General features: G+C 39.8%; 21 protein-coding genes. 17 read left to right on the forward strand and 4 right to left on the reverse strand.

What is annotated here, in order from left to right; genetic code table 11:
* Nucleotide 1 precedes the first annotated feature (1 nt).
* From RHO15_01735 to rpoH, 5 genes are all read left to right on the forward strand, one after another.
* Nucleotides 2-571 carry a pseudouridine synthase gene (locus RHO15_01735; protein WVD64259.1) on the forward strand — a complete coding sequence of 190 codons (570 nt, stop codon included), beginning with the start codon at nucleotides 2-4 and terminating at the stop codon, nucleotides 569-571.
* 110 nt (nucleotides 572-681) lie between these two features.
* Complete coding sequence (ftsY, locus tag RHO15_01740; GenBank protein WVD64260.1) at nucleotides 682-1,635, forward strand: signal recognition particle-docking protein FtsY; 954 nt, start codon at nucleotides 682-684, stop codon at nucleotides 1,633-1,635.
* The gene (gene ftsE, locus RHO15_01745; GenBank protein WVD64261.1) at nucleotides 1,632-2,303 is read left to right on the forward strand and encodes a cell division ATP-binding protein FtsE; all 672 of its coding nucleotides are present in this window, start codon (nucleotides 1,632-1,634) and stop codon (nucleotides 2,301-2,303) included. The genes ftsY and ftsE overlap by 4 nt, the downstream gene beginning before the upstream one ends.
* A complete protein-coding gene (ftsX, locus tag RHO15_01750; GenBank protein ID WVD64262.1) occupies nucleotides 2,293-3,240 on the forward strand; it encodes a permease-like cell division protein FtsX in 948 nt (315 codons plus the stop codon). The genes ftsE and ftsX overlap by 11 nt, the downstream gene beginning before the upstream one ends.
* Nucleotides 3,241-3,391: 151 nt before the next feature.
* A complete protein-coding gene (gene rpoH, locus RHO15_01755) occupies nucleotides 3,392-4,252 on the forward strand; it encodes an RNA polymerase sigma factor RpoH (GenBank protein WVD64263.1) in 861 nt (286 codons plus the stop codon).
* A 56-nt stretch (nucleotides 4,253-4,308) separates the two neighbouring features.
* Here rpoH and RHO15_01760 read toward each other — a convergent pair whose 3' ends face one another.
* From RHO15_01760 to metC, 3 genes are all read right to left on the reverse strand, one after another.
* Nucleotides 4,309-5,130: a sugar phosphate isomerase/epimerase gene (locus tag RHO15_01760; protein WVD64264.1), complete on the reverse strand. Its 822-nt coding sequence runs from the start codon at nucleotides 5,128-5,130 to the stop codon at nucleotides 4,309-4,311.
* 235 nt (nucleotides 5,131-5,365) lie between these two features.
* On the reverse strand, nucleotides 5,366-6,694 hold the full coding sequence (gene tilS, locus RHO15_01765) for a tRNA lysidine(34) synthetase TilS (GenBank protein WVD64265.1): 1,329 nt from the start codon (nucleotides 6,692-6,694) through the stop codon (nucleotides 5,366-5,368).
* Between the two features lie 24 nt (nucleotides 6,695-6,718).
* Nucleotides 6,719-7,906, reverse strand: a complete 1,188-nt coding sequence (gene metC, locus RHO15_01770) for a cystathionine beta-lyase (GenBank protein WVD64266.1) — start codon at nucleotides 7,904-7,906, stop codon at nucleotides 6,719-6,721.
* Nucleotides 7,907-8,215: 309 nt separating this feature from the next.
* On the opposite strand from metC, the gene RHO15_01775 reads away from it, so the two are divergent.
* Nucleotides 8,216-8,875 (forward strand): 4'-phosphopantetheinyl transferase superfamily protein, encoded by a 660-nt coding sequence (locus RHO15_01775; protein WVD64267.1) that lies wholly within the window; start codon nucleotides 8,216-8,218, stop codon nucleotides 8,873-8,875.
* 8 nt (nucleotides 8,876-8,883) lie between these two features.
* Here RHO15_01775 and RHO15_01780 read toward each other — a convergent pair whose 3' ends face one another.
* Nucleotides 8,884-9,651, reverse strand: a complete 768-nt coding sequence (locus RHO15_01780; protein ID WVD64268.1) for a tyrosine-protein phosphatase — start codon at nucleotides 9,649-9,651, stop codon at nucleotides 8,884-8,886.
* Between the two features lie 448 nt (nucleotides 9,652-10,099).
* Here RHO15_01780 and RHO15_01785 point away from each other — a divergent pair, with 448 nt between their 5' ends.
* The 11 genes from RHO15_01785 (at nucleotide 10,100) to clpX (ending at nucleotide 21,806) form a co-directional block, all read left to right on the forward strand.
* Complete coding sequence (locus tag RHO15_01785; GenBank protein WVD64269.1) at nucleotides 10,100-10,324, forward strand: YheU family protein; 225 nt, start codon at nucleotides 10,100-10,102, stop codon at nucleotides 10,322-10,324.
* Nucleotides 10,325-10,398: 74 nt separating this feature from the next.
* Complete coding sequence (crp, locus tag RHO15_01790) at nucleotides 10,399-11,031, forward strand: cAMP-activated global transcriptional regulator CRP (protein WVD64270.1); 633 nt, start codon at nucleotides 10,399-10,401, stop codon at nucleotides 11,029-11,031.
* A gap of 163 nt (nucleotides 11,032-11,194) precedes the next feature.
* Nucleotides 11,195-11,920 carry a polyprenyl diphosphate synthase gene (gene uppS / locus RHO15_01795; protein WVD64271.1) on the forward strand — a complete coding sequence of 242 codons (726 nt, stop codon included), beginning with the start codon at nucleotides 11,195-11,197 and terminating at the stop codon, nucleotides 11,918-11,920.
* 15 nt (nucleotides 11,921-11,935) lie between these two features.
* The gene (locus RHO15_01800) at nucleotides 11,936-12,772 is read left to right on the forward strand and encodes a phosphatidate cytidylyltransferase (protein ID WVD64272.1); all 837 of its coding nucleotides are present in this window, start codon (nucleotides 11,936-11,938) and stop codon (nucleotides 12,770-12,772) included.
* A 28-nt stretch (nucleotides 12,773-12,800) separates the two neighbouring features.
* Entirely contained in the window at nucleotides 12,801-14,135 is a 1,335-nt protein-coding gene (rseP, locus tag RHO15_01805; GenBank protein WVD64273.1) for a sigma E protease regulator RseP, read from the forward strand.
* A gap of 43 nt (nucleotides 14,136-14,178) precedes the next feature.
* Nucleotides 14,179-16,590: an outer membrane protein assembly factor BamA gene (gene bamA, locus RHO15_01810; protein ID WVD64274.1), complete on the forward strand. Its 2,412-nt coding sequence runs from the start codon at nucleotides 14,179-14,181 to the stop codon at nucleotides 16,588-16,590.
* A gap of 34 nt (nucleotides 16,591-16,624) precedes the next feature.
* Nucleotides 16,625-17,113: an OmpH family outer membrane protein gene (locus RHO15_01815; protein ID WVD64275.1), complete on the forward strand. Its 489-nt coding sequence runs from the start codon at nucleotides 16,625-16,627 to the stop codon at nucleotides 17,111-17,113.
* Entirely contained in the window at nucleotides 17,113-18,141 is a 1,029-nt protein-coding gene (lpxD, locus tag RHO15_01820; GenBank protein ID WVD64276.1) for a UDP-3-O-(3-hydroxymyristoyl)glucosamine N-acyltransferase, read from the forward strand. The genes RHO15_01815 and lpxD overlap by 1 nt, the downstream gene beginning before the upstream one ends.
* Nucleotides 18,142-18,273: 132 nt before the next feature.
* Nucleotides 18,274-19,578, forward strand: a complete 1,305-nt coding sequence (tig, locus tag RHO15_01825; GenBank protein WVD64277.1) for a trigger factor — start codon at nucleotides 18,274-18,276, stop codon at nucleotides 19,576-19,578.
* Nucleotides 19,579-19,661: 83 nt separating this feature from the next.
* Nucleotides 19,662-20,279 (forward strand): ATP-dependent Clp endopeptidase proteolytic subunit ClpP, encoded by a 618-nt coding sequence (gene clpP, locus RHO15_01830; GenBank protein WVD64278.1) that lies wholly within the window; start codon nucleotides 19,662-19,664, stop codon nucleotides 20,277-20,279.
* A 141-nt stretch (nucleotides 20,280-20,420) separates the two neighbouring features.
* On the forward strand, nucleotides 20,421-21,806 hold the full coding sequence (gene clpX / locus RHO15_01835; protein WVD64279.1) for an ATP-dependent protease ATP-binding subunit ClpX: 1,386 nt from the start codon (nucleotides 20,421-20,423) through the stop codon (nucleotides 21,804-21,806).
* Nucleotides 21,807-22,043 lie beyond the last annotated feature (237 nt).

Consider the following 22,043-nt stretch of genomic DNA (forward strand, 5'->3'; position numbering starts at 1 on the left):
TATGACAACAAATAGATTAATTGCCTTTAATAAACCTTATGGGGTAGTTAGCCAGTTCTCATCACACGAGAAACATGATTCATTAAAACAGTACATTACTGAATCTGGATTTTATCCAGCTGGTCGGTTGGATACCGATAGCGAAGGTTTGTTATTGTTAACCAATGATGGACATTTACAGGCAAAAATTGCTGAGCCAAAGTTTAAACTTGAAAAAACCTATTGGGCCCAAGTGGAGGGGCTTATCTCTTTACCTACGCTTGAAAGGTTAGCTCAGGGAGTTGAACTGAAAGAGTTCACTACCGCGCCAGCCAAAGTAGCTATGCTTGATGAACCAACTTGCCTTTGGTTACGCGATCCACCGATTCGTGAACGGAAAAGTATTCCGACCTCATGGCTCAGTATCACTATCAAAGAGGGTAAAAATCGTCAGGTTAGGCGAATGTGTGCGGCGGTTGGTTTTCCTTGCTTGCGTTTAGTCAGAGTGCAGATTGGTGATTTTAATTTATTTGATCATGGACCGGCTTTAGGTGAGTGGAATTTCATTGCGGTGAATCAGTTATTTAAATAGTATCAGCTTTAATGGCATAGATTTGAGAAAAATTTTATTTTAGTGAATAATAAGAACTATTCTATCGATAGATGACTATCGTTATCTAGACAATCAAGGTTAATTCGTTAATGAGTGAAGAGAAAAAAGTGGGTTTTTTTGTCCGCTTAAAACAAGGCTTATTTAAGACCAAGAAAAATATTGGTTCAGGTTTTTTAAATCTTTTTCGTGGCAAAAAAATAGATGATGATCTGTTTGAAATGCTTGAAGAGCAGTTATTAATCGCTGATGTGGGTATCGGAACCACACAAAAGCTGATTAAATCTCTGACTGAGCATGCCTCTCGCAAAGAATTGAAAGACGCTGATGCTCTGCATGATTTACTCAAGCAGGAGATGACGGAAATATTAAATCAGGTCGATGGTAAACTCGATACTTCGGCACATCGTCCGTTTGTTATTCTAATGGTTGGCGTCAATGGTGTGGGGAAAACAACGACCATTGGTAAATTAGCCCGCCAGTTCCAGGCGGAAGGAAAATCGGTCATGCTAGCGGCCGGTGATACCTTCCGGGCGGCGGCAGTTGAGCAGTTACAAGAGTGGGGAAATCGTAATCATATCCCTGTGATTGCCCAGCATACTAATGCCGACTCAGCTTCGGTTATTTTTGATGCGATGCAGGCAGCAAAAGCTAAAAATATTGATGTATTGATAGCCGATACCGCCGGCCGTTTACAAAATAAAGCGCACCTGATGGATGAGTTGAAGAAAATTGTGCGCGTCATGAAAAAGCAAGACGAGAGTGCGCCACATGAAATTATGCTGACGATTGATGCGGGTACTGGACAAAATGCGATCAGTCAGACCCAATTATTTGATGATGCGGTCGGTTTAACCGGAATAACCTTAACGAAGCTAGATGGAACGGCCAAAGGTGGCATCATCTTTAGCCTTGCCGATCAGTTTTCGATTCCTATTCGCTATATCGGTGTCGGTGAAAAAATTGAAGATCTGAGACCTTTTGTCGCAACTGATTTTATTGATGCGCTGTTTTCACAAGAAGAGCGTGAGGATGCATCATCATGATTCGCTTCGAGTCGGTGAGTAAAGTTTACTCTGGTAGCCGGCCAGCACTTCAAAATATTAGTTTTGCGATGAAACCGGGAGAGATGGCATTTTTAACCGGTCACTCCGGTGCAGGAAAGAGTACGTTATTAAGACTAATTTGTGGTTTAGATCGGGCTAATGATGGTCGAGTGCTACTCAATGATCATGAGATCAATCGGTTGAGAAAACAAGATTTACCTTTTTTGCGTCGACATATTGGTATGATTTTTCAGGATCATCAATTACTGATGGATCACACGGTTTATGATAATGTCGCGATACCGCTGATTATTCTTGGTAAACCGATGGAGGAGATTCGTCGGCGCGTATCGGCCGCTTTAGATAAAGTTGGGTTGATTGATAAATTAAAGTGTTATCCAATCCAGTTATCAGGTGGTGAGCAGCAGCGTGTCGGCATTGCCCGAGCGATAGTTAACAAACCTATGATTCTACTGGCTGATGAGCCAACCGGTAATTTAGATGATAAATTATCAAAAGATATTTTAAAGTTGTTCGAAGAATTTAATCAGACCGGCGTGACTGTTTTGATGGCCACCCATAATATGGCTTTAATTCGTCGTAAGCATTACCGAATACTGAATTTAAGCCAAGGTCGATTAGCAGGAGATTCACAACATGGCGATTAAGAAACAGAGTGAAAAGCATGTTTTTTTCCATCGCTGGTGCCGTCAAATTAATTATGCCTGGCGAAATGTGTTTAATGATATTCGCCAGCATTTACTCGCTTCGATTTTAACGATTATCGTGATTGCGATTTCGATTACTTTGCCAACCATCTGTTATTTATTGTGGAAAAATGTTAATCAGGCTGCGCACCAGTGGTATCCAACGCCCAATTTAACGGCTTACTTAAATAAAGATATCTCACCAGAACAAACGGCTATTTTGCGAGCAAAAATCACCGCTTTTCCTGAGGTTGAAAAACTCACTTATCTTTCCCGCGATGAAACACTGGAAGAGTTTCAGTCATGGTCTGGTTTTAGTGATGCCATTGAACTATTAGCTCAAAATCCGCTACCCGCAGTGATGATTGTGATACCAACAGATGATGCAAAACAAACTATTATTTTGCATGATTTACAAAAAAAGATAGCGGCTCTAGCTAATGTTGATGATGTGCGTTTAGATGATAGTTGGTTTACACGTCTGACAGCCTTAACCGGCATGGTGGGCACCATTGCCTGGACATTATCTATTTTAATGATTATAGCGGTCTCTTTGGTGATAGGTAATAGTATCCGGTTAATGATTTTTGCCAGACGGCAAACTATTACCGTCATGCAGCTGATTGGCGCGACGGAAGGATTTATCCTGCGGCCATTTTTATATAGTGGTATGTTTCATGGTTTGGTTAGTGCTATTTTGGCGCTGGTTCTATCGGAAATATTTATTTTTAGAATAGATTCAATTATATTGAATGTCTCGTCTATTTTTGGAACAATATTCACCATGAGTGGTTTATCCTGGGACGAAAGTTTATTTATCATACTGCTTTCAACGATTCTGGGATGGTTTTCCGCCTGGGTTGCCACCAAAAAATATTTGCGAATTACCAATAAGTGATGGTAGTTTAATAGTCTTAAGCTAAGAAGTTGTGAACTAAATCACAATATTATGGTCTAACTTTATATATAGACATAAGCAACGGTTGGTTTTTATTTTAATTAAGATGAATCAAGTTGCTTTTATCGAATGACAATATAAGGGGTATTATATGAGTGCTGAAATGAAGTTGTCTGCAGTTACTTTAATCCCACAAGGTAGTATTGAAGCTTATGTCAGAATGGTTAACTCTTATCCGATGTTAACAGCAGAAGAGGAAAAAGAGTTAGGTGAGCGTCTTTATTACAATGATGATTTAGAAGCTGCAAAATTAATGGTGCTATCGCACCTACGATTTGTTGCGCATATTGCGCGTAATTATTCTGGTTATGGATTACCACAAGCCGATCTTATTCAGGAAGGTAATATTGGCTTGATGAAAGCGGTTCGTCGTTTTAACCCAGAGATGGGTGTGCGATTAGTCTCTTTTGCGGTGCACTGGATTAAAGCTGAAATTCACGAATATGTGCTAAAAAACTGGCGTATTGTCAAAGTTGCGACAACCAAAGCGCAGCGTAAATTATTTTTTAATCTAAGAAAGTCCAAACAGCGTTTGGGCTGGTTTAATAGCGAAGAAGTGAAGGTTGTTGCTGATGAGTTAGGTGTGACGACTAAAGATGTACTTGAGATGGAGTCACGTATGGCGGCTCAGGATATGTCTTTTGATATGGATAATGATGATGACGAGAATTCCATTGTTGCACCTGCACTTTATTTAGAGGATGCGGGGTCTAATTTCTCTCAGTCGATTGAAGATGATAACTGGGAAGATGATGCAACTGATAAACTTAATCATGCATTAGCATCGCTTGATGAACGTAGTCAGGATATTATTCGTGCTCGTTGGCTTGATGCCGATGACAGTAAGTCAACATTACAGCAGCTTGCTGATAAGTATCAGGTTTCTGCTGAGCGTATTCGTCAGTTAGAAAAAAACGCGATGAAAAAAATGCGCGTAGCGATTGACGTTTAATCCTCTCATTGATGTATAAAAGCCGAATTAAGTTAATTCGGCTTTTTTATTTTTCGCTATGCTGATTCGGCCACGCGTCTGATGAGTGCTCTGGCATCCTCGATATACATCTTTGCTCTTTCGATAGGTGATTTATGCAGTGCTAACACATCGTTACAGCACTCAATTGAGATCGGCATTTCGGGTAAGGCGCAGAGTAAAGAGATTAAATCGATACCGCCACGGCCCGGCGATAAACGATAGTTTCGTGCTTGGTAGAGTAAACCCTCGGTATCTTGTGGCTTCTCTTTAGTGCCGTCACACAATTGCATATAACGCCAACAATCTTTAGGGACTAATTTCAGATCATCTAAGGTATTTGCACCACGATCAAAATGTAATGGATCAATAATCAAACCCTGATTGTTTTGATTTGATTGCGTTAGTAACTCAACGGCAGATTTCACATTGGGTACATTGGTCCATGGCATCGGTTCTATATTTATCGCAATGCCCAATGGTGCGGCAATATCACAGAGTTGAGCAAAATTATCTGCAAGGCGACTGGGTTCGGGATCGTTACCAGCCAGTAACACCTGGTTCGCACCTAAGCGAGCACCCGTTTCAAGTACCGGTAAGAAATTAATCACGCGGGTATCTGGTTTAAGACGGAAAATTTCAATATCCAGTACTTTAATACCGGTCTCTTTTAGCCGCTGTTCTACTTCCCGAATTAAAGGTGTATTACCGACTGTGGCATAGACTGGCTCAGTTGGGGTTGCCGGAATCAAACGCAAACCAACATGTGTGTAGCCCGCTTCTGCAGCAACAATCACTTGATTGGCAGGGGACACATCTAAAACAGTGAGGGCAGCAAGCCCGATAGGACGTTCAGCCATTTTTTATAACCTCCAAAATAGTAATATATAAAAACTGGCTGAGTGAGTTAATGATAGGCAGAGCCACATTGCATATTTTATGATTAATTTTAGGTATATTGGTGGCTGCGTTTAACGGTATTAATATAATCTATCTATTTAATTTTAAATGATTAACTCAGCTTTTAGAGGATCATTCTATACTGATTTAGGCGGTTAATCACTTACTTTATTGAAGGATAAAAATAAGGATGAGTCATGTACTTATTTTACAGCTGATGTAATGATTATGCGAAATCTCGATTTGGTTTCCTTGCCCTTCCTGCGTGACAAAAACGCCGACTGCCGTAATAATCTGCTCATTATAATAGATAATTGGAATACGCTGGCGCATCCAAGGTGCAATACCTAATTCCTGCCAAATTTTTTTAATTGGCCTGGAGCCTTGACGTCCGACGATATTAAGACGGCCCTGCGCTTGAAAGCGCACAGTGACTTTTTCATTTTTGTTCGGTAATCGTAAATTACCACGGGATATTTTATCGATAGTTAACCGGCCTAGATGATCAGGGAGTAGTAAAGGGGTGGCTAAATCCCATTCTATGGTTTCGTTGATTAATTGCATGTGTTGCGGTACCAAGTAGAGTTGCGCCTGATATCGCCTAATCGTATAGTCATTTATCACAAACTGTGGATTGGCATCTTCTTTGGCTAACGCGACGGTATGCCAGATTAGGTTGAGTTGTTGTCTGGCAGGCATTTCAACATGATGATGCTTAAACCAAGCGCGCAATATAGCGTTACGCTTGATATCTGACATCGTCAAGAGTGGTGCGATATTGAGATTATGATGGTGGTCGATACAGTTGGCTATCTCATCATGGAGCAATTCGGCGATTAGCGCCGTTTCTTCAGCGCAGATTGCCGCACAGCGCGATACCATTTGATGAAAATAAGGCCAGCGCTGTTTGAATTTAGGAATAATTTGTAACCGTAAAAAATTGCGGTCATAACGATCATCTTGATTACTCTCATCCTCTATCCAGATTAGGCCAAAATGATTGGCGTAGTCTTCAATTTGACTACGTGAGATAGTTAATAACGGCCGAATTAAGGACGTTGTAGCAAAATTGCTTATATCGGGCATCGCCGATAATCCGGTTGGACCACTACCGCGTTTTAATGCCAGTAAAAAAGTTTCCGATTGGTCATCTTGATGCTGAGCTGCCATCACCACTTCATTTACCAGCAGCGCCTGCTTAATCGCCTGATATCTAGCTTGTCTGGCTTGTGCTTCAATATTACCGTTTTGCTGAATATTGACCTTGGTAATGTGTAAAGGTACATCCCACTGTTTACAGACGGTTTCACAGTGTGCTGCCCACTTATCAGCATGTATACTTAAACCGTGATGAATATAGATAGCACGCAGCTTGAGCCCATATTGTGTCCGTAAAGTGACTAAGGCATGTAACAATACTGTAGAATCGATACCCCCGCTAAAGGCAACCAAAATTGCTGGTGCCTGATTTAAATAGGGCTTTATTGCCTTAAAAATAGACTGTGGATTATCTGAATCTGTCATCGTGCTTCTATCTATTCTCTTCAATTAGGCGATACGCGCAAATGCAGCTTGAAGATCCGCAATCAAATCATCGTAGTCCTCTAAACCGATATGGACACGAAACAGTGTCCCTGAAAAATTAACGCCAGATAAGGGCCTGATTTGGGCGATCTCTTCAGGTTGGTTGGCGAGAATCAGTGATTCAAATCCACCCCAAGAATAAGCCATGGCAAAGTGTGAAAAATGGTCTAAAAAGTCAGCCAGTTGCTTATCGGTTAATTTTTGTTTGAGTACAAAAGAGAACAATCCGCTACAACCAGAGAAGTCCCGACTGAAATATTGATGACCTGCGCAGCTTGGCAGGGCGGGATGATTGACGGTTGCCACTTGTGGATGCGCCGCCAGCCAATGCGCTATTTTCAGACTGTTTTCTTGGTGAATCTTTAATCGTGCAGCAAGTGTTCTTAAGCCTCTTGAGCCAAGATAGGCCGTATCAGCATCACAGGTTTGTCCCATCAGATAAGACTGCTCCCTTAAGCGATCAAAACAGCGACTATTGGCCACCGCAGTACCCAACATCGCATCCGAATGGCCGATGATATATTTTGTCGCCGCCTGAATGGAGATATCTGCACCATGAGCAAGGGGTTTAAAGAGTACGCCGGCAGCCCAGGTATTATCAACGATAATAATTAAATCTGGATTGGCTGCGTGCGCCGCTTGAATAATCGCTGGAATATCTTGTACTTCCATAGTAATCGAGCCTGGTGACTCAAGAAAAAGCACTTTCGTATTAGGCTTAATATAATCTGTAATCTCCGCGCCGACTTGTGCGGGAATATAATCAGTTTGAATATTCAGACGCCTTAGGACGCCATGACAAAAATCTTGGGTTGGCTCATAAGCGGTTTCTGTTACCAGTACATGATCACCGGCTGAAACAAAGGCGAGAATGGCATTGGCTATGGCGGCTGCACCACAAGAATAAAGATAACAGCCAGCCCCGCCTTCAATTTCGGTCATCGCATCTTGTAAGGCAAAATGGGTTAGCGTGCCACGTCGGCCATAATATAAGGCGCCGTGATTACGCTCTTTTGCGGCTTGTTTTTTAGCGGCGACCGAATCAAATATTAATGAAGAGGCTTTTTGAATAACAGGATTAACCGAACCTTGTGTATAACGCTGTTTGCGGCCAGCACTCACTAGCGTAGTTTGCATTTTTGTCTGCTTCATTGCCATCTTATCCAATCATAATAGAGTGATGTTTAGCATAGCAGGATTAGCCTGTTTTTCAAATCCTAACCTAATTACTTTATCAAAAGCAGCGAATAAAGACGGATTGATGGCATAAATATAGCAGCGACTAAAGCCTGATACTGAGTTATCACATAGGGTAGCGAATCAGCTACAGGCTTATCTCGTGATGACTATAGGATTTGTAATAGGGTTAAGATATACTGAGTATCTGAAAATAGTTGAGCCAAGATATTTTATCCTCACTGGCAAGATGGGATCTTTGCAGTGATAAATACCGAGACATTCATGCCTAATAGTCATCCCCAAAATAGTGATATTATCGTTTATTTAGCGCATTTAGACGACTTTAATGAAGCATCATTGATGGCTGACGAGCGAATTCCGAATTGGGTTAAACGGCAGGCACAAACATTAGCGGATAAGCGTAAAATACAGTTTCTAGCCTGCCGATTACTATTAAGTCATATTCTGCGAGATCATTATCAGTTTGATGGTTTACCGAATATCGAAATAAGCGCGAATGGACGCCCTCAATTTATGGATAAACAAGCCCCTGATTTTAATATTAGTCATAGCCAATCAGCGATTGCTGTTGCGGTATGTCGGTATGGCAGAATTGGTTTAGATATAGAGTGGCACCGCCAGCGCAAAAATATTGATAAGGTTACGGATAACTTTTTCTCGCCATCAGAGTCTTTATGGCTTCATCAGCAGTCTGATCAATTAACGGCTTTTTGGTTATTATGGACGGTTCGCGAGTCAGCTTTAAAACTCTATGCAAAGGGCGTCTGGCAAATGCGTCAGTTAACAGTGATACCTGAGCCATTATCGGTATCTGCAGATTTTGCGCCACAGATTTATACTATTTATCGTCGATTTGATGATATTCATTTATCGATATCATCAAATCTAAAGATCGCTCAGGTTAAGGTTATTCGCTTTTAATATCTTACTTAAAAAAGATATTTTCTTTCTAACTGCTCTCGCTGCGGTTTGTTTAGGCCATATTCCTGTGCTAACCACTTATCTACTGATGAGTACTGCTTCTTTATCGCCTTTAGCGCGGCGTGTAAATAATCGGTTTTAGCCGCAAAAATATCCTGTTGAAACTGGGTATCTTCAAACGCCTTATGTTGTTTGAGCTGTGACAATATTTTAGCTCGAAAAGGCGCAAGGGTTTGTTCGGTTAATAGATAATCTGCCATCACCGTATCTTCATCAACACCTAAAGCAAACAGGGTTAAAGCACTACCAACACCAGTTCTATCTTTACCTATAGCACAGTGTTGCACCATCGGTTTCAGGGTTGATTCTTTTAATAAATCGACGAGCTGGAAATAACCTGCATTATGAAAAGGGAGTCGCTCATACAGGGTAATCATAAATTGATGACCGGTGCCTTGATGGGATTTATTGTATTGTACCTCTTGCATAAGATTTGCCGTGATATCATCATCAATCGGGTTAGCGGGTACGCTAAAGTATTGGGCGCCAGGCCATAACGTATCCGGATTTTGATCTATTTCACTCTTATCGCGGTAGTCTAATACTGAGGTTAGTTGAATATCATGGGTCAATATATTGAGATCCTGCTTCGAGAGATCCGACAGGGCACCGGAACGGAATAATACACCGTGCTTAATCACTGCGTTATCTTGGGTTTTTATGCCACCGAGTTCTCTAAAGTTAATCGCATGGGTAAGTGATAGGTTTTGCATCATTGTTTTTCCTTTTTATTATGCTAAAAACAGAGATATCAATAAGCTTAACAGCTCTTTCTTATTGACAATAGCAGGTGCTATTTGCATAGTTATACTATCAGCGACAAGCGAATGGCGGAATAAAAATATCACATTATTGAGGTCAGAAGGCTTAAATAGCGTTACGCTATATTGATTTATATGCTTATTGGCGATATATCTGTTATCATTCAAAAATGATATGGATCATATTGAGAACCGTGTTGAAATTTGATTATCAGTCTATTTCCTTCTGACAGGATGACGAGATAAGCAGATATCTGTTTCTTTTGTTGACTGATTGAAAGTTTATACATCAATACTCATATTTCAATTCAATATTTTTTACCCATCATGTTGTATAATCGCATTTATTTTATTATCTTATTTGCATATAAACTCATTATCTCGTTAGGATGTTTGTAACATAATGATTATTCCTTGGCAGCAGCTAGAACAAGCGACATTAAATAATGTAATTGAATATTTTGTATTGCGTGAAGGTACTGATTATGGTGCTAAAGAAAAGTCATTAGCACAAAAAGTCGCCGATATTAAAAGACAATTAATCGAGGGTAAGCTTGTTTTGGTCTGGTCTGAACTGCATGAATCGATTGATGTGAAAGTGATAGATGCTAGTCTGATTCAAACATAAATGAGATAATAAGGTTATTAAGAAATAATATCTCTATTATATTTATAATATTTTGTTGATATAAGGGGCTTTAAATGATTATTGGTAAACAGCAGTCGGATACCACACTAGAATGGTTTTTATCTCATTGTCATATACATAAATATCCAGCAAAAAGTACTCTTATACATCAAGGTGAAAAAGCTGAAACGTTGTACTACATTATCAAGGGTTCTGTAGCGGTTTTAATTAAAGATGATGAAGGCAAAGAGATGATTTTGTCTTATCTAAGCCAGGGTGATTTTATTGGCGAGATTGGTTTATTTGAAGAGGGCACTGAGCGTAGTGCTTGGGTGAAAGCTAAAACCAGTTGTGAAGTTGCGGAAATTTCCTATAAAAAATTTAAGCAATTAGTTCAGGTGAATCCCGATATTCTCATGCGTTTAGCTGGCCAGATGGCACTTCGTTTACAGGTAACCTCAGAAAAAGTGAGTAATTTAGCATTTTTAGATGTTGCCGGTCGTATCGCGCAAACCTTATTAAATTTAGCTAAACAATCTGATGCGATGACCCATCCAGATGGTATGCAAATAAAAATCACGCGCCAAGAGATTGGTCAAATTGTAGGGTGTTCACGAGAAACGGTGGGCAGAATCTTAAAAATGCTTGAAGAACAACATCTTATCTCTGCGCACGGTAAGACGATTGTGGTATACGGTACCCGATAATAGTTGATGATGATCAAAATCGTGCAATTTCAGCGAATAATTTTATTTTTCGTTGGCGATTCCTTTCTGAAAATATTTTATCCCTATCAGTGGTTATGTTAACATAGCTGCACTTTTACTTGTCACTGACTCGATTTAGTAAGCTCAATACTAAAGGATTAATATGCCTGGACTGAATATAGGGATTCCCAAACACGTTGCGATTATCATGGATGGTAATGGACGATGGGCGAATCAACGTGGTCAATCACGTGCAATCGGGCATCGAGCAGGTTTGAAAGTAGTCAGAAAAATTGTTCGGGCGGCTTCGGAAAAAGGTATTTTGGCATTAACCTTATATGCCTTTAGTAGTGAAAACTGGAATCGGCCGGAAACTGAAGTATCGGCGCTGATGGCGCTATTTATCTACGCTTTAAATCGTGAAGTAAAGCGTCTACACCAAAACAATATAAAATTACGTATTATTGGTGACATCTCACGCTTCAATCAGCAGCTACAAAAAATGATTTATCAAGCGCAATCATTAACTGAAAATAATACCGGATTAGTGTTAAATATTGCGGCTAATTATGGCGGCCACTGGGATATTCTTCAGGCAACCAAAAAATTGATCGCGCAAATTGAAGATAATCAATTATCACTAGCGCAATTAGATGAGGCAGTTTTTCAAAAACAGCTCTGTCTTGCCGATCTTCCGGATGTTGATTTAGTGATTCGTACTGGTGGTGAATGCCGCATCAGTAATTTTTTAGTTTGGCAGATTGCTTATGCTGAACTCTACTTTATAGAGACATTATGGCCTGATTTTGATGAATCTGCGTTTATGCAGGCCATTGAAGTTTTCCAATCTCGCGAACGCCGCTTTGGCAATATCAAAGAACAATCCTAGAGGTTTACCATGTTGATGCAACGTTTAATTACCGCGTTAGTTTTAATTCCCTGTGTCGTTATGGCGCTATTCTTTTTACCCCTGCCTTATTTCTCCGCTGTGATTATCTTAGTTTGTGGGCTGGCAATGTGGGAATGGACGCAATTTTTAGGCATAAAAAGACCTAATATGCGTGGACTTTGTGCCTTAATAGGGATGATTGTTTTAGCCGTGATGACCTATTTTATTCCATTTTCTTGGTTTAATAATCTGATTGTCTACTCGCTGGAACTCGCCTTAGTCTGGTGGCTAGTCGCATTGATATTAGTGATTACCTACCCTAAAACAGCGCGTATTTGGCAAAATTCGGTATTATTGAAAAGCGTATTTGGATTTTGTACTATTTTTCCTTTTTTCACCAGTCTGCTGGCGCTGCGCTCATTACTCTATATCTTTAATCCCTATATCGGTGCATTTTGGGTCTTGTACGTATTAGTTTTAGTCTGGGCGACCGATTCAGGCGCCTATTTTGCGGGTCGATTTTTTGGTAAACATAAACTCGCCCCACACGTGTCTCCGGGTAAAACAGTTGAAGGATTCATTGGTGGCGTGTTAACCTCTGTTATCATTGCGACAATTGTGATGCTTATTTGGGGTTCAGCTGGTTCGTTTCGCAGTATTATGGTCGCCTCGATTGTTGCAATTCTCGCCTCGGTATTAGGGGATTTAACAGAAAGTATGTTTAAGCGTGCGGCTGGTATCAAAGACAGTGGACATCTTATCCCTGGTCATGGCGGTGTTTTAGACCGAATTGACAGTATTACTGCTGCTATGCCTGTCTTTGTCGGTTTACTGTTTGCGGTATTAGTTTAACAAGTTAACTGAGTAAGGTGACCGTATCGTGCTTTGGACTATATTAATTTTTATCATTACTATCAGTGTATTAGTTACTATTCACGAATTGGGTCACTTTTTGATTGCACGCCTATGTGGTGTACGTGTTGAATGTTTTTCGATTGGTTTTGGACCCAGTTTAGTCTCTTTCAGGCATAAGTCTGGCACCAAATTTATGATTTCAGCGATTCCATTAGGTGGATACGTCAAAATGCTTGATGGTCGGGTGGATAGTTTAACGGCTGAAAACCGGCGTTTTGCTTTTGATCAGCAATCTATTGCCAAGCGCGCAGCGATTATTAGTGCGGGCCCGATAGCTAATTTTATTTTGGCTTTTGTCACCTACTGGATTATTTTTCAAGCCGGGGTTGCCTCTTTCCCCGTTAAAGTTGCACAAATATCACCCAATTCAATCGCTTCTTATACAAATATTCCGCCTGGTGCGGAACTAAAATCAATAAATAGTATCAAAATAGATGATTGGCAAGATGTGCGTTTGGCTTTAGTGAGCGCTGTGGGGCAACAGAATATTCAAATTGACTATATACCAGTAATCCAATCAAGTCTCAAAACAGTCAATGCGGATATTCAAGGTTGGCAAGTGGATTTGGAAAAAGAAGATCCCATTTCGGCCTTCGGTTTCATACCGCAAAATCCACAGGTTATCCCCGTACTCACTCAGGTGGTTAGCGCTTCTGCGGCGGAACGGGCAGGCTTGATGGTTGGTGACCGAATTATGCGGATTGATGGTGTGCAACTTGATAATTGGAATAACTTAGTCACGCAAATTAAACAAGGTCATCCCATCGATTTGGAAATCTTGAGAGCGGGACGAACCCAATATTTAAATCTTGTTCCCGATTTGCGTATAATTGAAAATGAGTATGGCGAAAAGGAACAAGAGGGCTTTGCTGGTATTGTACCAAGTAGTGATGTGGTGATTAAAAAATATAATGCTGTATCAGCATTAAGTAAATCATTAGCGCAAACGGGTATGATGATGAAAGTAACCGTGCGTTCATTTTATCAACTTGTGACGGGGTCGTTGAGTTTAAAGAATCTATCTGGTCCGGTGACGATAGCAAAAAGTGCAGAGCAATCGGCAAGTTATGGTATAGTGGCATACTTATATTTTTTAGGTTTTATTAGTATTAGTTTAGGTATTGTGAATTTGATTCCTTTGCCCGTTCTTGATGGTGGTCATTTACTGTTTTTATTCATCGAAAAAATAAAAGGTGCGCCTTTATCTGAAAAAAAACAGGCACTATTTTATCGAATTAGCTTTATGTTATTAATGATAGTTATGGGATTTACGTTGTATAATGATTTTTCACGATTATAGTTTGATTACTATAAAACTATAGAAATATGGATGAACAGTTATAATGAATATAAATAAGCTATTTACGATACCGCTCATTTTAGGTGGTATAGCAACTTATAGCAGTGCGGCCTATGCTGAAGATTTTGTCGTCCAAGACATTCAATTTTCAGGCCTACAACGTGTTGCACTGGGTGCCGCTTTACTCGAAATGCCTGTTCAGGTTGGGGATACCATCAATGATGATGATCTTGGCCGGATTGTAAAGTCGCTGTTTTCGAGTGGTAACTATGAAGATATTCAGGTTTATCGTGATGGTAATAAATTAATCGTTCAAGTGAAAGAGCGACCAACAATTGCCAATATCGTTCTTTCTGGTAATAAATCAGTTAAAAGTGATGCCTTGATGGCGAACCTTGATAGTTCAGGGATTCGTGTAGGTGACTCATTAGATCGAACTAAATTATCGATAATCGAAAAAAGCTTAGAAGAGTTCTACTATAGTATTGGTAAATATAATGCACAGGTTAAAGCGGTTATTACACCACTTGATCGTAATCGTGTTGATCTGAATTTAACGATTGCTGAGGGAACTTCAGCTTTAATCGAACAAATCAATATCGTGGGTGCGAAAGCATACTCGTCAGAAGAGCTCATTTCTCGCTTCGCTTTACGTGATGAAGTGCCTTGGTGGAATATGGTCGGTGATCGCAAATATCAGAAGCAGAAATTATCTGCAGATTTGGATGAGTTGCAGAGTTTCTATCTGGACCGTGGTTATGCGCGTTTTACCATTGACTCCACTCATGTCAGCTTAACGCCGGATAAAAAAGGTATCTACGTCACTATCAATATTGCCGAAGGCGATCAATATCGTCTGTCGGGTTATGATTTAAAAGGTAATTTTTCTGATTATGAAAAGCAGATTAATCAAATTGTTGCTGAGCGTGTTGTGGATGGGCAACTTTATAACGGTAAGCGCGTGACGGCACTAGAAGATAGTATTAAAGTTATGCTGGCCAATTATGGTTACGCGTTTCCTAAAGTTGTTGTTCAACCGGATATTAATGATAAAGATAAAACGGTTAAATTGATGGTTTATGTCGACGCAGGTAATCGTTATTATGTTAGGAAAATCAATATCGTCGGTAATGATATCACTAGTGATGAGGTCATTCGTCGCGAGTTACGTCAGATGGAAGGTGCTTGGCTAGGTAGTAGCTTGGTTGAAAAAGGACGCGAACGTCTTAATCGTCTGGGTTACTTTGAAACGGTTCAGGTAGATACACAAAGAGTACCAGGAACCACCGATCAAGTTGATGTTATTTATCACGTTGCCGAAAGAAACACCGGTAGTATTAAGCTTGGTGTCGGTATTGGTACTGAAAGTGGTTTAAGTTTCAATGCAGGTATCCAACAAACTAACTGGTTAGGGACTGGTAATAGCGTCTCTTTTGATGTAAATACCACCAATTCAGATAAAACGGCTTCAATCTCAATGACTGACCCGTACTTTACGGTTGATGGTGTGAGTTTAGGTGGGCAGGTTTTCTATAATACCTATAACGCTGATAAAGATGGTGATTTATCCGAATATTCAAGTCGAACTTATGGGACTAACGTCAGCTTAGGCTTCCCGGTCAGTGAAAATAACTTTATTCGTTTGGGATTAGATTACTCTAATCACCACCTATCGGATATGCAGCCACAATACACGATGTGGCGCTATTTCCGTTCTGTGGGAGAAAAACTCTCTAATACCGATCAAAACTTTAAATTCGATACTAATGATTTACTGTTAAGTACCTATTGGGGATATAACTCATTAGACCGTGGTTATTTCCCAACGGAAGGGGTTAAAACCAGTATTAATGCGAAAATTTCATTACCGGTTTTTGATAACCGTTATTATAAAGTGACATGGGATGGTTCATACTACTATCCAGTGGATAATGACCATAATTGGGTATTATTAACCAAAGGTCGTTTTGGGATAGGTAATGGTTTTGGTTCGCGTGATTTACCATTCTACGATAACTTCTATGCGGGTGGTTCTTATATGTTACGTGGCTTTAAATCCAATACGGTAGGCCCAAAAGCGATTTATTATAAGAACTGTAATAGTGACTTTACCTACTGTTCTCCATCTTCTGACTCGGTGGGTGGGAATGTGTTAGGCTTTGCAAGCCTTGAGTTAATCGTACCAACACCGTTTATTAGTGAGAAGTATTCAAATAGCGTTAGAACGTCAGTTTTTGTTGATGCAGGTACGGTATTCGATTCACACTGGGATTTAAAAAATATGCCAGGTGTACCTGATTATAGCAATCCATATGATATTCGTTATTCGGCGGGTGTCGCATTGCAATGGATGTCACCGTTAGGTCCGTTAGTCTTTTCTTATGCACAACCGATCAAGAAGTATACGGGGGATTCGGCCCAACAGTTCCAGTTTAATATTGGTACAACTTGGTAATTATTTATTTTATTTTAAATTAATAGGTGAAAATGTGAAAAAGATTCTTTGTATTTTAAGTTTAACGGCTTTATTACTATCAGGCTTTGCCTACGCTGATGGACAGAAAATTGCGGTCATTGATGTAATTTATATTTTACAAAATATGCCAGAGCGTGAAGCAATATCAAAAGCACTTGATTCAGAGTTTGAAGCAAGAGCCAAAGTACTGCAAACGGAAGAACAAAAAACCAACGAAGCTGCTTCTCGTTTGCAAAAAGAAGGTTTAACCCTATCTGCTGCACAAAAGAAGAAACTAGCCGATCAAATTAATGCGTTTGAGACAAAAGCTAAAGCTTTTTCTCAGGATTATCGTAAACGTGAAGGCGAAGAGGCGAACAAATTACTCGTACGTATTAAAGATGTGGTTACACAGATAGTGAAAAAAGACAATTATAGCCTAGTGTTAAAAGCTGAAGCGGCTTTTTATGCAGATAATTCAACAGATATTACTGCACAAGTTTTAGAACAGGTTAAGAAATAATGTTTTCATACCGTTTGAATGAATTAGCCAATCATTTAGATGCAACTGTTTATGGTGATGGGGATATCCTCATCACTGGTTTGGCATCGATGAAAAATGCCAAAGCTGGGCAGATTACTTTTTTGGCTGATCAGAAATATCAACATCAATTATCCAGTTGTCAGGCGAGTGCCGTGGTATTAGCCCAAGATAGTCAATCTTCTTGGTCTGGTGCGGCATTAGTGGTCAAAAATCCTTATCTGGCTTATGCCAAACTCGCTCAGTTACTCGATACAACCCCTAAGCCTGCTGCAGATATTGCCCCTTCGGCCGTGATTGCTAGTGATGTCATATTAGGTCGAGGCGTTGCTATCGGTGCCAATGCAGTGATTGAATCCGGTGTTATTTTAGGCAATGACGTGATTATTGGGCCGGGCTGTTTTATCGGTAAAAATGTGACGATTGGTTCCGGTACAAAATTATGGGCTAACGTATCGATTTATCATCATGTTGTTATCGGCGAGCACTGTTTAATTCAATCAAGTACCGTGATTGGTGCCGATGGTTTTGGTTACGCCAATGAGCGCGGCAATTGGATAAAAATCCCGCAATTAGGTTCAGTCGTGATTGGTAACTATGTTGAAATTGGTGCCTGTACGACAATTGATCGCGGTGCACTTGATGATACCATTATTGGTAATGGTGTGATTATTGATAATCAGTGTCAGATTGCACACAATGATATTATTGGTGATCATACTGCCGTTGCTGGCGGCGTCATCATGGCGGGTAGTTTAAAAATCGGCCGTTATTGTATGATTGGTGGGGCTAGTGTCATTAACGGTCATATGGAGATTTGTGATAAAGTCACGGTGACGGGTATGGGGATGGTGATGAGACCCATCACTGAACCGGGTGTTTACTCCTCAGGTATTCCTTTACAACCGAATAAAGTTTGGCGTAAGACGGCTTCTTTAGTCTTACATATTGATGAAATGAGCAAGCGCTTAAAAGCATTAGAGAAGCAGTTTAAGCTCGCTAGTGAATAAAAGCAGCTCGACGAGATAGCTAACGATCGGTATAATGTACGCCTATTTTGTCAATTTTTTACGCGTTCCGTCCGAATGATAAAAAAAATCGGATCTCGTTGGACGTATTTTTATGATTTTTGAGGTAGAAAAATGCAAGTTTCTGTTGAAACAACTCAAGGTTTAGGTCGCCGTTTAACAATCACTGTTAGCGCCGAAGATATCAAAAAAGCTGTACATGCAGAGCTTGTAAATACAGCCAAAAAAGTGCGTATTGATGGCTTTCGTAAAGGAAAAGTACCACTAAATGTTGTTGAACAACGTTATGGTGCGTCTATTTTACAAGATGCATTAGGTGACTTAATGCAAAAAAACTTTATTGAGGCAATCGTTAAAGAGAAACTCAATCCAGTTGGGGCGCCAAAATATGCACCAAAACAGTATAAAGATAACGAAGACTTTACTTATGATGTTGAGTTTGAAGTTTATCCAGAAGTTGAAGTAAAAGGTATTGAGCAAATCGAAATCGAAAAGCCTGTTGCGCAAATTACTGACGCTGACATCGACGTGATGATTGAAACCCTGCGTAAACAACAAGGCACTTGGGAAGAAGTGGCGCGTGAAGCGAAAGAACAAGATCGCGTTGTTTTTGACTTTACGGGTACCGTTGATGGTGCTGAGTTTGAAGGCGGAAAAGCGACAGATTTTGCCCTTGTGTTAGGTCAGGGCCGCATGATTCCTGGTTTTGAAGATGCGATTATGGGTCATAAAGCCGGTGATAGTTTTGATATCAATGTGACCTTCCCAGCAGATTACCATGCTGAAAACTTGAAGGGTAAACCAGCTAAATTTGCTTCTGTATTGAAAAAAGTTGAAGCATTAGTGTTACCTGAATTGACAGAAAAAGTGATTAAACGTTTTGGTATTGCTGCGGGCACTTTAGAAGCACTAAAATCAGAAGTTAGCCGTAATATGCAACGTGAATTAACGGCTGCGATTCGTAGTCGTGTTAAAAATCAAGTTATTGAAGCTTTAGTGAAAGCGAATGAAATTGATGTGCCTGTTGCGATGATTGAGCGTGAAGTCGACGTTTTACGTCAACAAGCGATGCAGCGCTTTGGTGGTAATATGCAAAAACCTGTTGAATTACCAAAAGAACTTTTTGAAGCGGAAGCGAAAAAACGTGTAATTATCGGTCTACTATTTGGCGAGCTTATTGAATCGCATAAAATGGTTGCTGATGAAGCGAAAGTTAAATCACTGATTGATGAGATTGCCTCTGCTTATGAAGATCCGAAAGATGTGATTGCTTATTATCAAAAAGATAATAAAGCGATGGAAAACATCCGAGCCGTTGCATTAGAAGATCAGATTGTTGATTTATTACTTGAGAAAGCAAAAGTCACCGATAAATCTTACTCTTTCTCTGAGATTATGAATCAAGCACCTGCTGCATAATTTCAATATTGTTATTTATATCATTGCCATAGCCCAAAAAAGAGTTGCTCTTCTTTGGGCTGTTTTGTTTATCAGGAGGATACATGTCTCATTTTAATCAATCTTCAGCGCCAACAATGGGCGTTATTCCTATGGTCGTTGAACAGAGTGCCCGTGGCGAACGCGCCTATGATATCTATTCTCGTCTTTTAAAAGAGCGTGTTATTTTTTTGACAGGCCAAGTAGAAGATAACATGGCAAATCTGATCGTCGCTCAAATGTTATTTCTTGAGGCAGAAAATCCAGAAAAAGATATCTATCTCTACATCAACTCTCCGGGTGGCGTGATTACGTCTGGTATGTCAATTTATGATACGATGCAGTTTATTAAACCTGATGTGAGTACGATTTGTTTAGGTCAAGCTTGTTCAATGGGCGCATTTTTACTGTCGGCCGGCGCCAAAGGAAAACGTTTTTGTTTACCCAATGCCAGAGTGATGATTCATCAACCGCTTGGTGGCTATCAAGGACAGGCAACTGACATTCAAATTCATGCTGAAGAGATGTTAAAAGTTAAACGTAGAATGAATGAACTGATGGCTTCTCATACGGGTAAATCAATCAAAACGATTGAGAAAGATACCGATCGTGATAATTTTATGTCAGCTCAAGAAGCGATGGATTATGGTTTAGTGGATAATATTTTCACCAAACGTATTTAGGCTAAAGAGTTGAATTTTTGATTAATCATCTTATATAGTAGGTATGTTGAATCATCTTTTGGATATATCTGATGGTATATAAAAAATAGATTATTCAGGTAAGTTTGTAACTAAAACCGACAATAGAGGTAGGTGGTTTAAGTGAATAAAGAAAATGCAGATAAAACGCTATATTGCACATTCTGTGGTAAAAGCCAGCAAGAGGTTAAACTGATTGCCGGACCTTCATCAATTTATATTTGTGATGAATGTATTAACGTCTGTAGCGATATTCTCAAAGAAGATAATGATCACTTTCCTGAGAAAGACGAGTTTGATAAGCAAAGTTTGCCGACACCTCATCAAATTAGAGCCCATTTAGATGAATATGTTATTGGTCAGGTGCGCGCTAAAAAAGTTCTCGCAGTTGCAGTATATAACCACTATAAGCGTTTATATAGTAATAAAAATACAGCTGGTGTTGAATTAGGTAAAAGTAATATCTTACTGATAGGACCGACGGGGAGTGGTAAAACATTGCTTGCGGAAACATTAGCGCGTTTTCTGGATGTGCCTTTTGCGATGGCTGATGCAACGACGCTGACTGAAGCAGGTTATGTGGGCGAAGATGTTGAGAATATCGTTCAAAAATTACTACAAAACTGTGATTATGATGTCGAAAAAGCGCAGCGCGGCATTATTTATATCGATGAAATCGATAAGATATCTAAAAAATCGGATAACCCATCAATAACTCGCGACGTTTCGGGTGAAGGGGTGCAGCAAGCCTTACTTAAAATGATTGAAGGAACGGTTTCAGCGGTGCCACCTAAAGGTGGACGTAAACATCCTCAACAAGAGTTTTTACAGGTAGATACCTCTAAGATACTATTTATTTGTGGCGGTGCGTTTGCAGGTTTAGATAAAGTGATTAACCAACGCGTTGTCACCAACACCGGTATTGGTTTTGGTGCTGAAGTAAAATCTGAAAAACATAAACTCAATGAAACGGAACTACTAGCCCAAATTGAGCCAGAAGATTTAGTTAAATTTGGTTTAATTCCTGAATTTATTGGTCGTTTACCGGTGATAGCAACCCTATCAGAGTTAGATGAAGCGGCTTTAATTGAAATTCTCACTGAGCCTAAAAATGCCTTAACCAAACAGTATCAAGCATTATTTAAACTTGAGAATGTCGGTTTAGATTTTTCGCATGATGCTTTAGTCGCCATTGCCCAAAAAGCAACCAAAAGAAAAACCGGTGCGCGTGGTCTGCGTTCGATTGTTGAGAATATTTTACTCGATACGATGTATGATCTGCCGTCATTGGATAATATTAACAAAGTGGTTGTTACCGCCGATTCAGTTAAACATAATTCAGCCCCTGAATTGATTTATAATGAAGCCGGGGAAGCAGACCATAATAAACGCAAATCTTCAGCAAAAAAACAGGTTAATCAGGCGCGAGATTCTGCATTGATGGTCGCAAATAATCTGAAAAAAGCTCAAAAAAGTAATCCAAAGCAAACCAAACCTAGCATCAAATAATCATCTTTTCTATCATCAGCACCAAATAAACGATTATTTGGTGCTGATACGACGAATGCAAATTATCGAATCTGTTCATTCATCATCACTATCCACTGTAAAATTATTGTTGTACTTAAGAAATAGGTATCGATGTAATAGGTAAATAAAAAATGAACTTGGGTCGTATAACTTGAATAATGAATATTCACCCCTATATATCTTATTTGAAGCGACTTACTATTTTGAGAGAGTATT

Source organism: Orbaceae bacterium lpD01 (assembly GCA_036251705.1).
In the GTDB taxonomy this organism is placed as follows: Bacteria; Pseudomonadota; Gammaproteobacteria; order Enterobacterales; family Orbaceae; genus Utexia; species Utexia brackfieldae.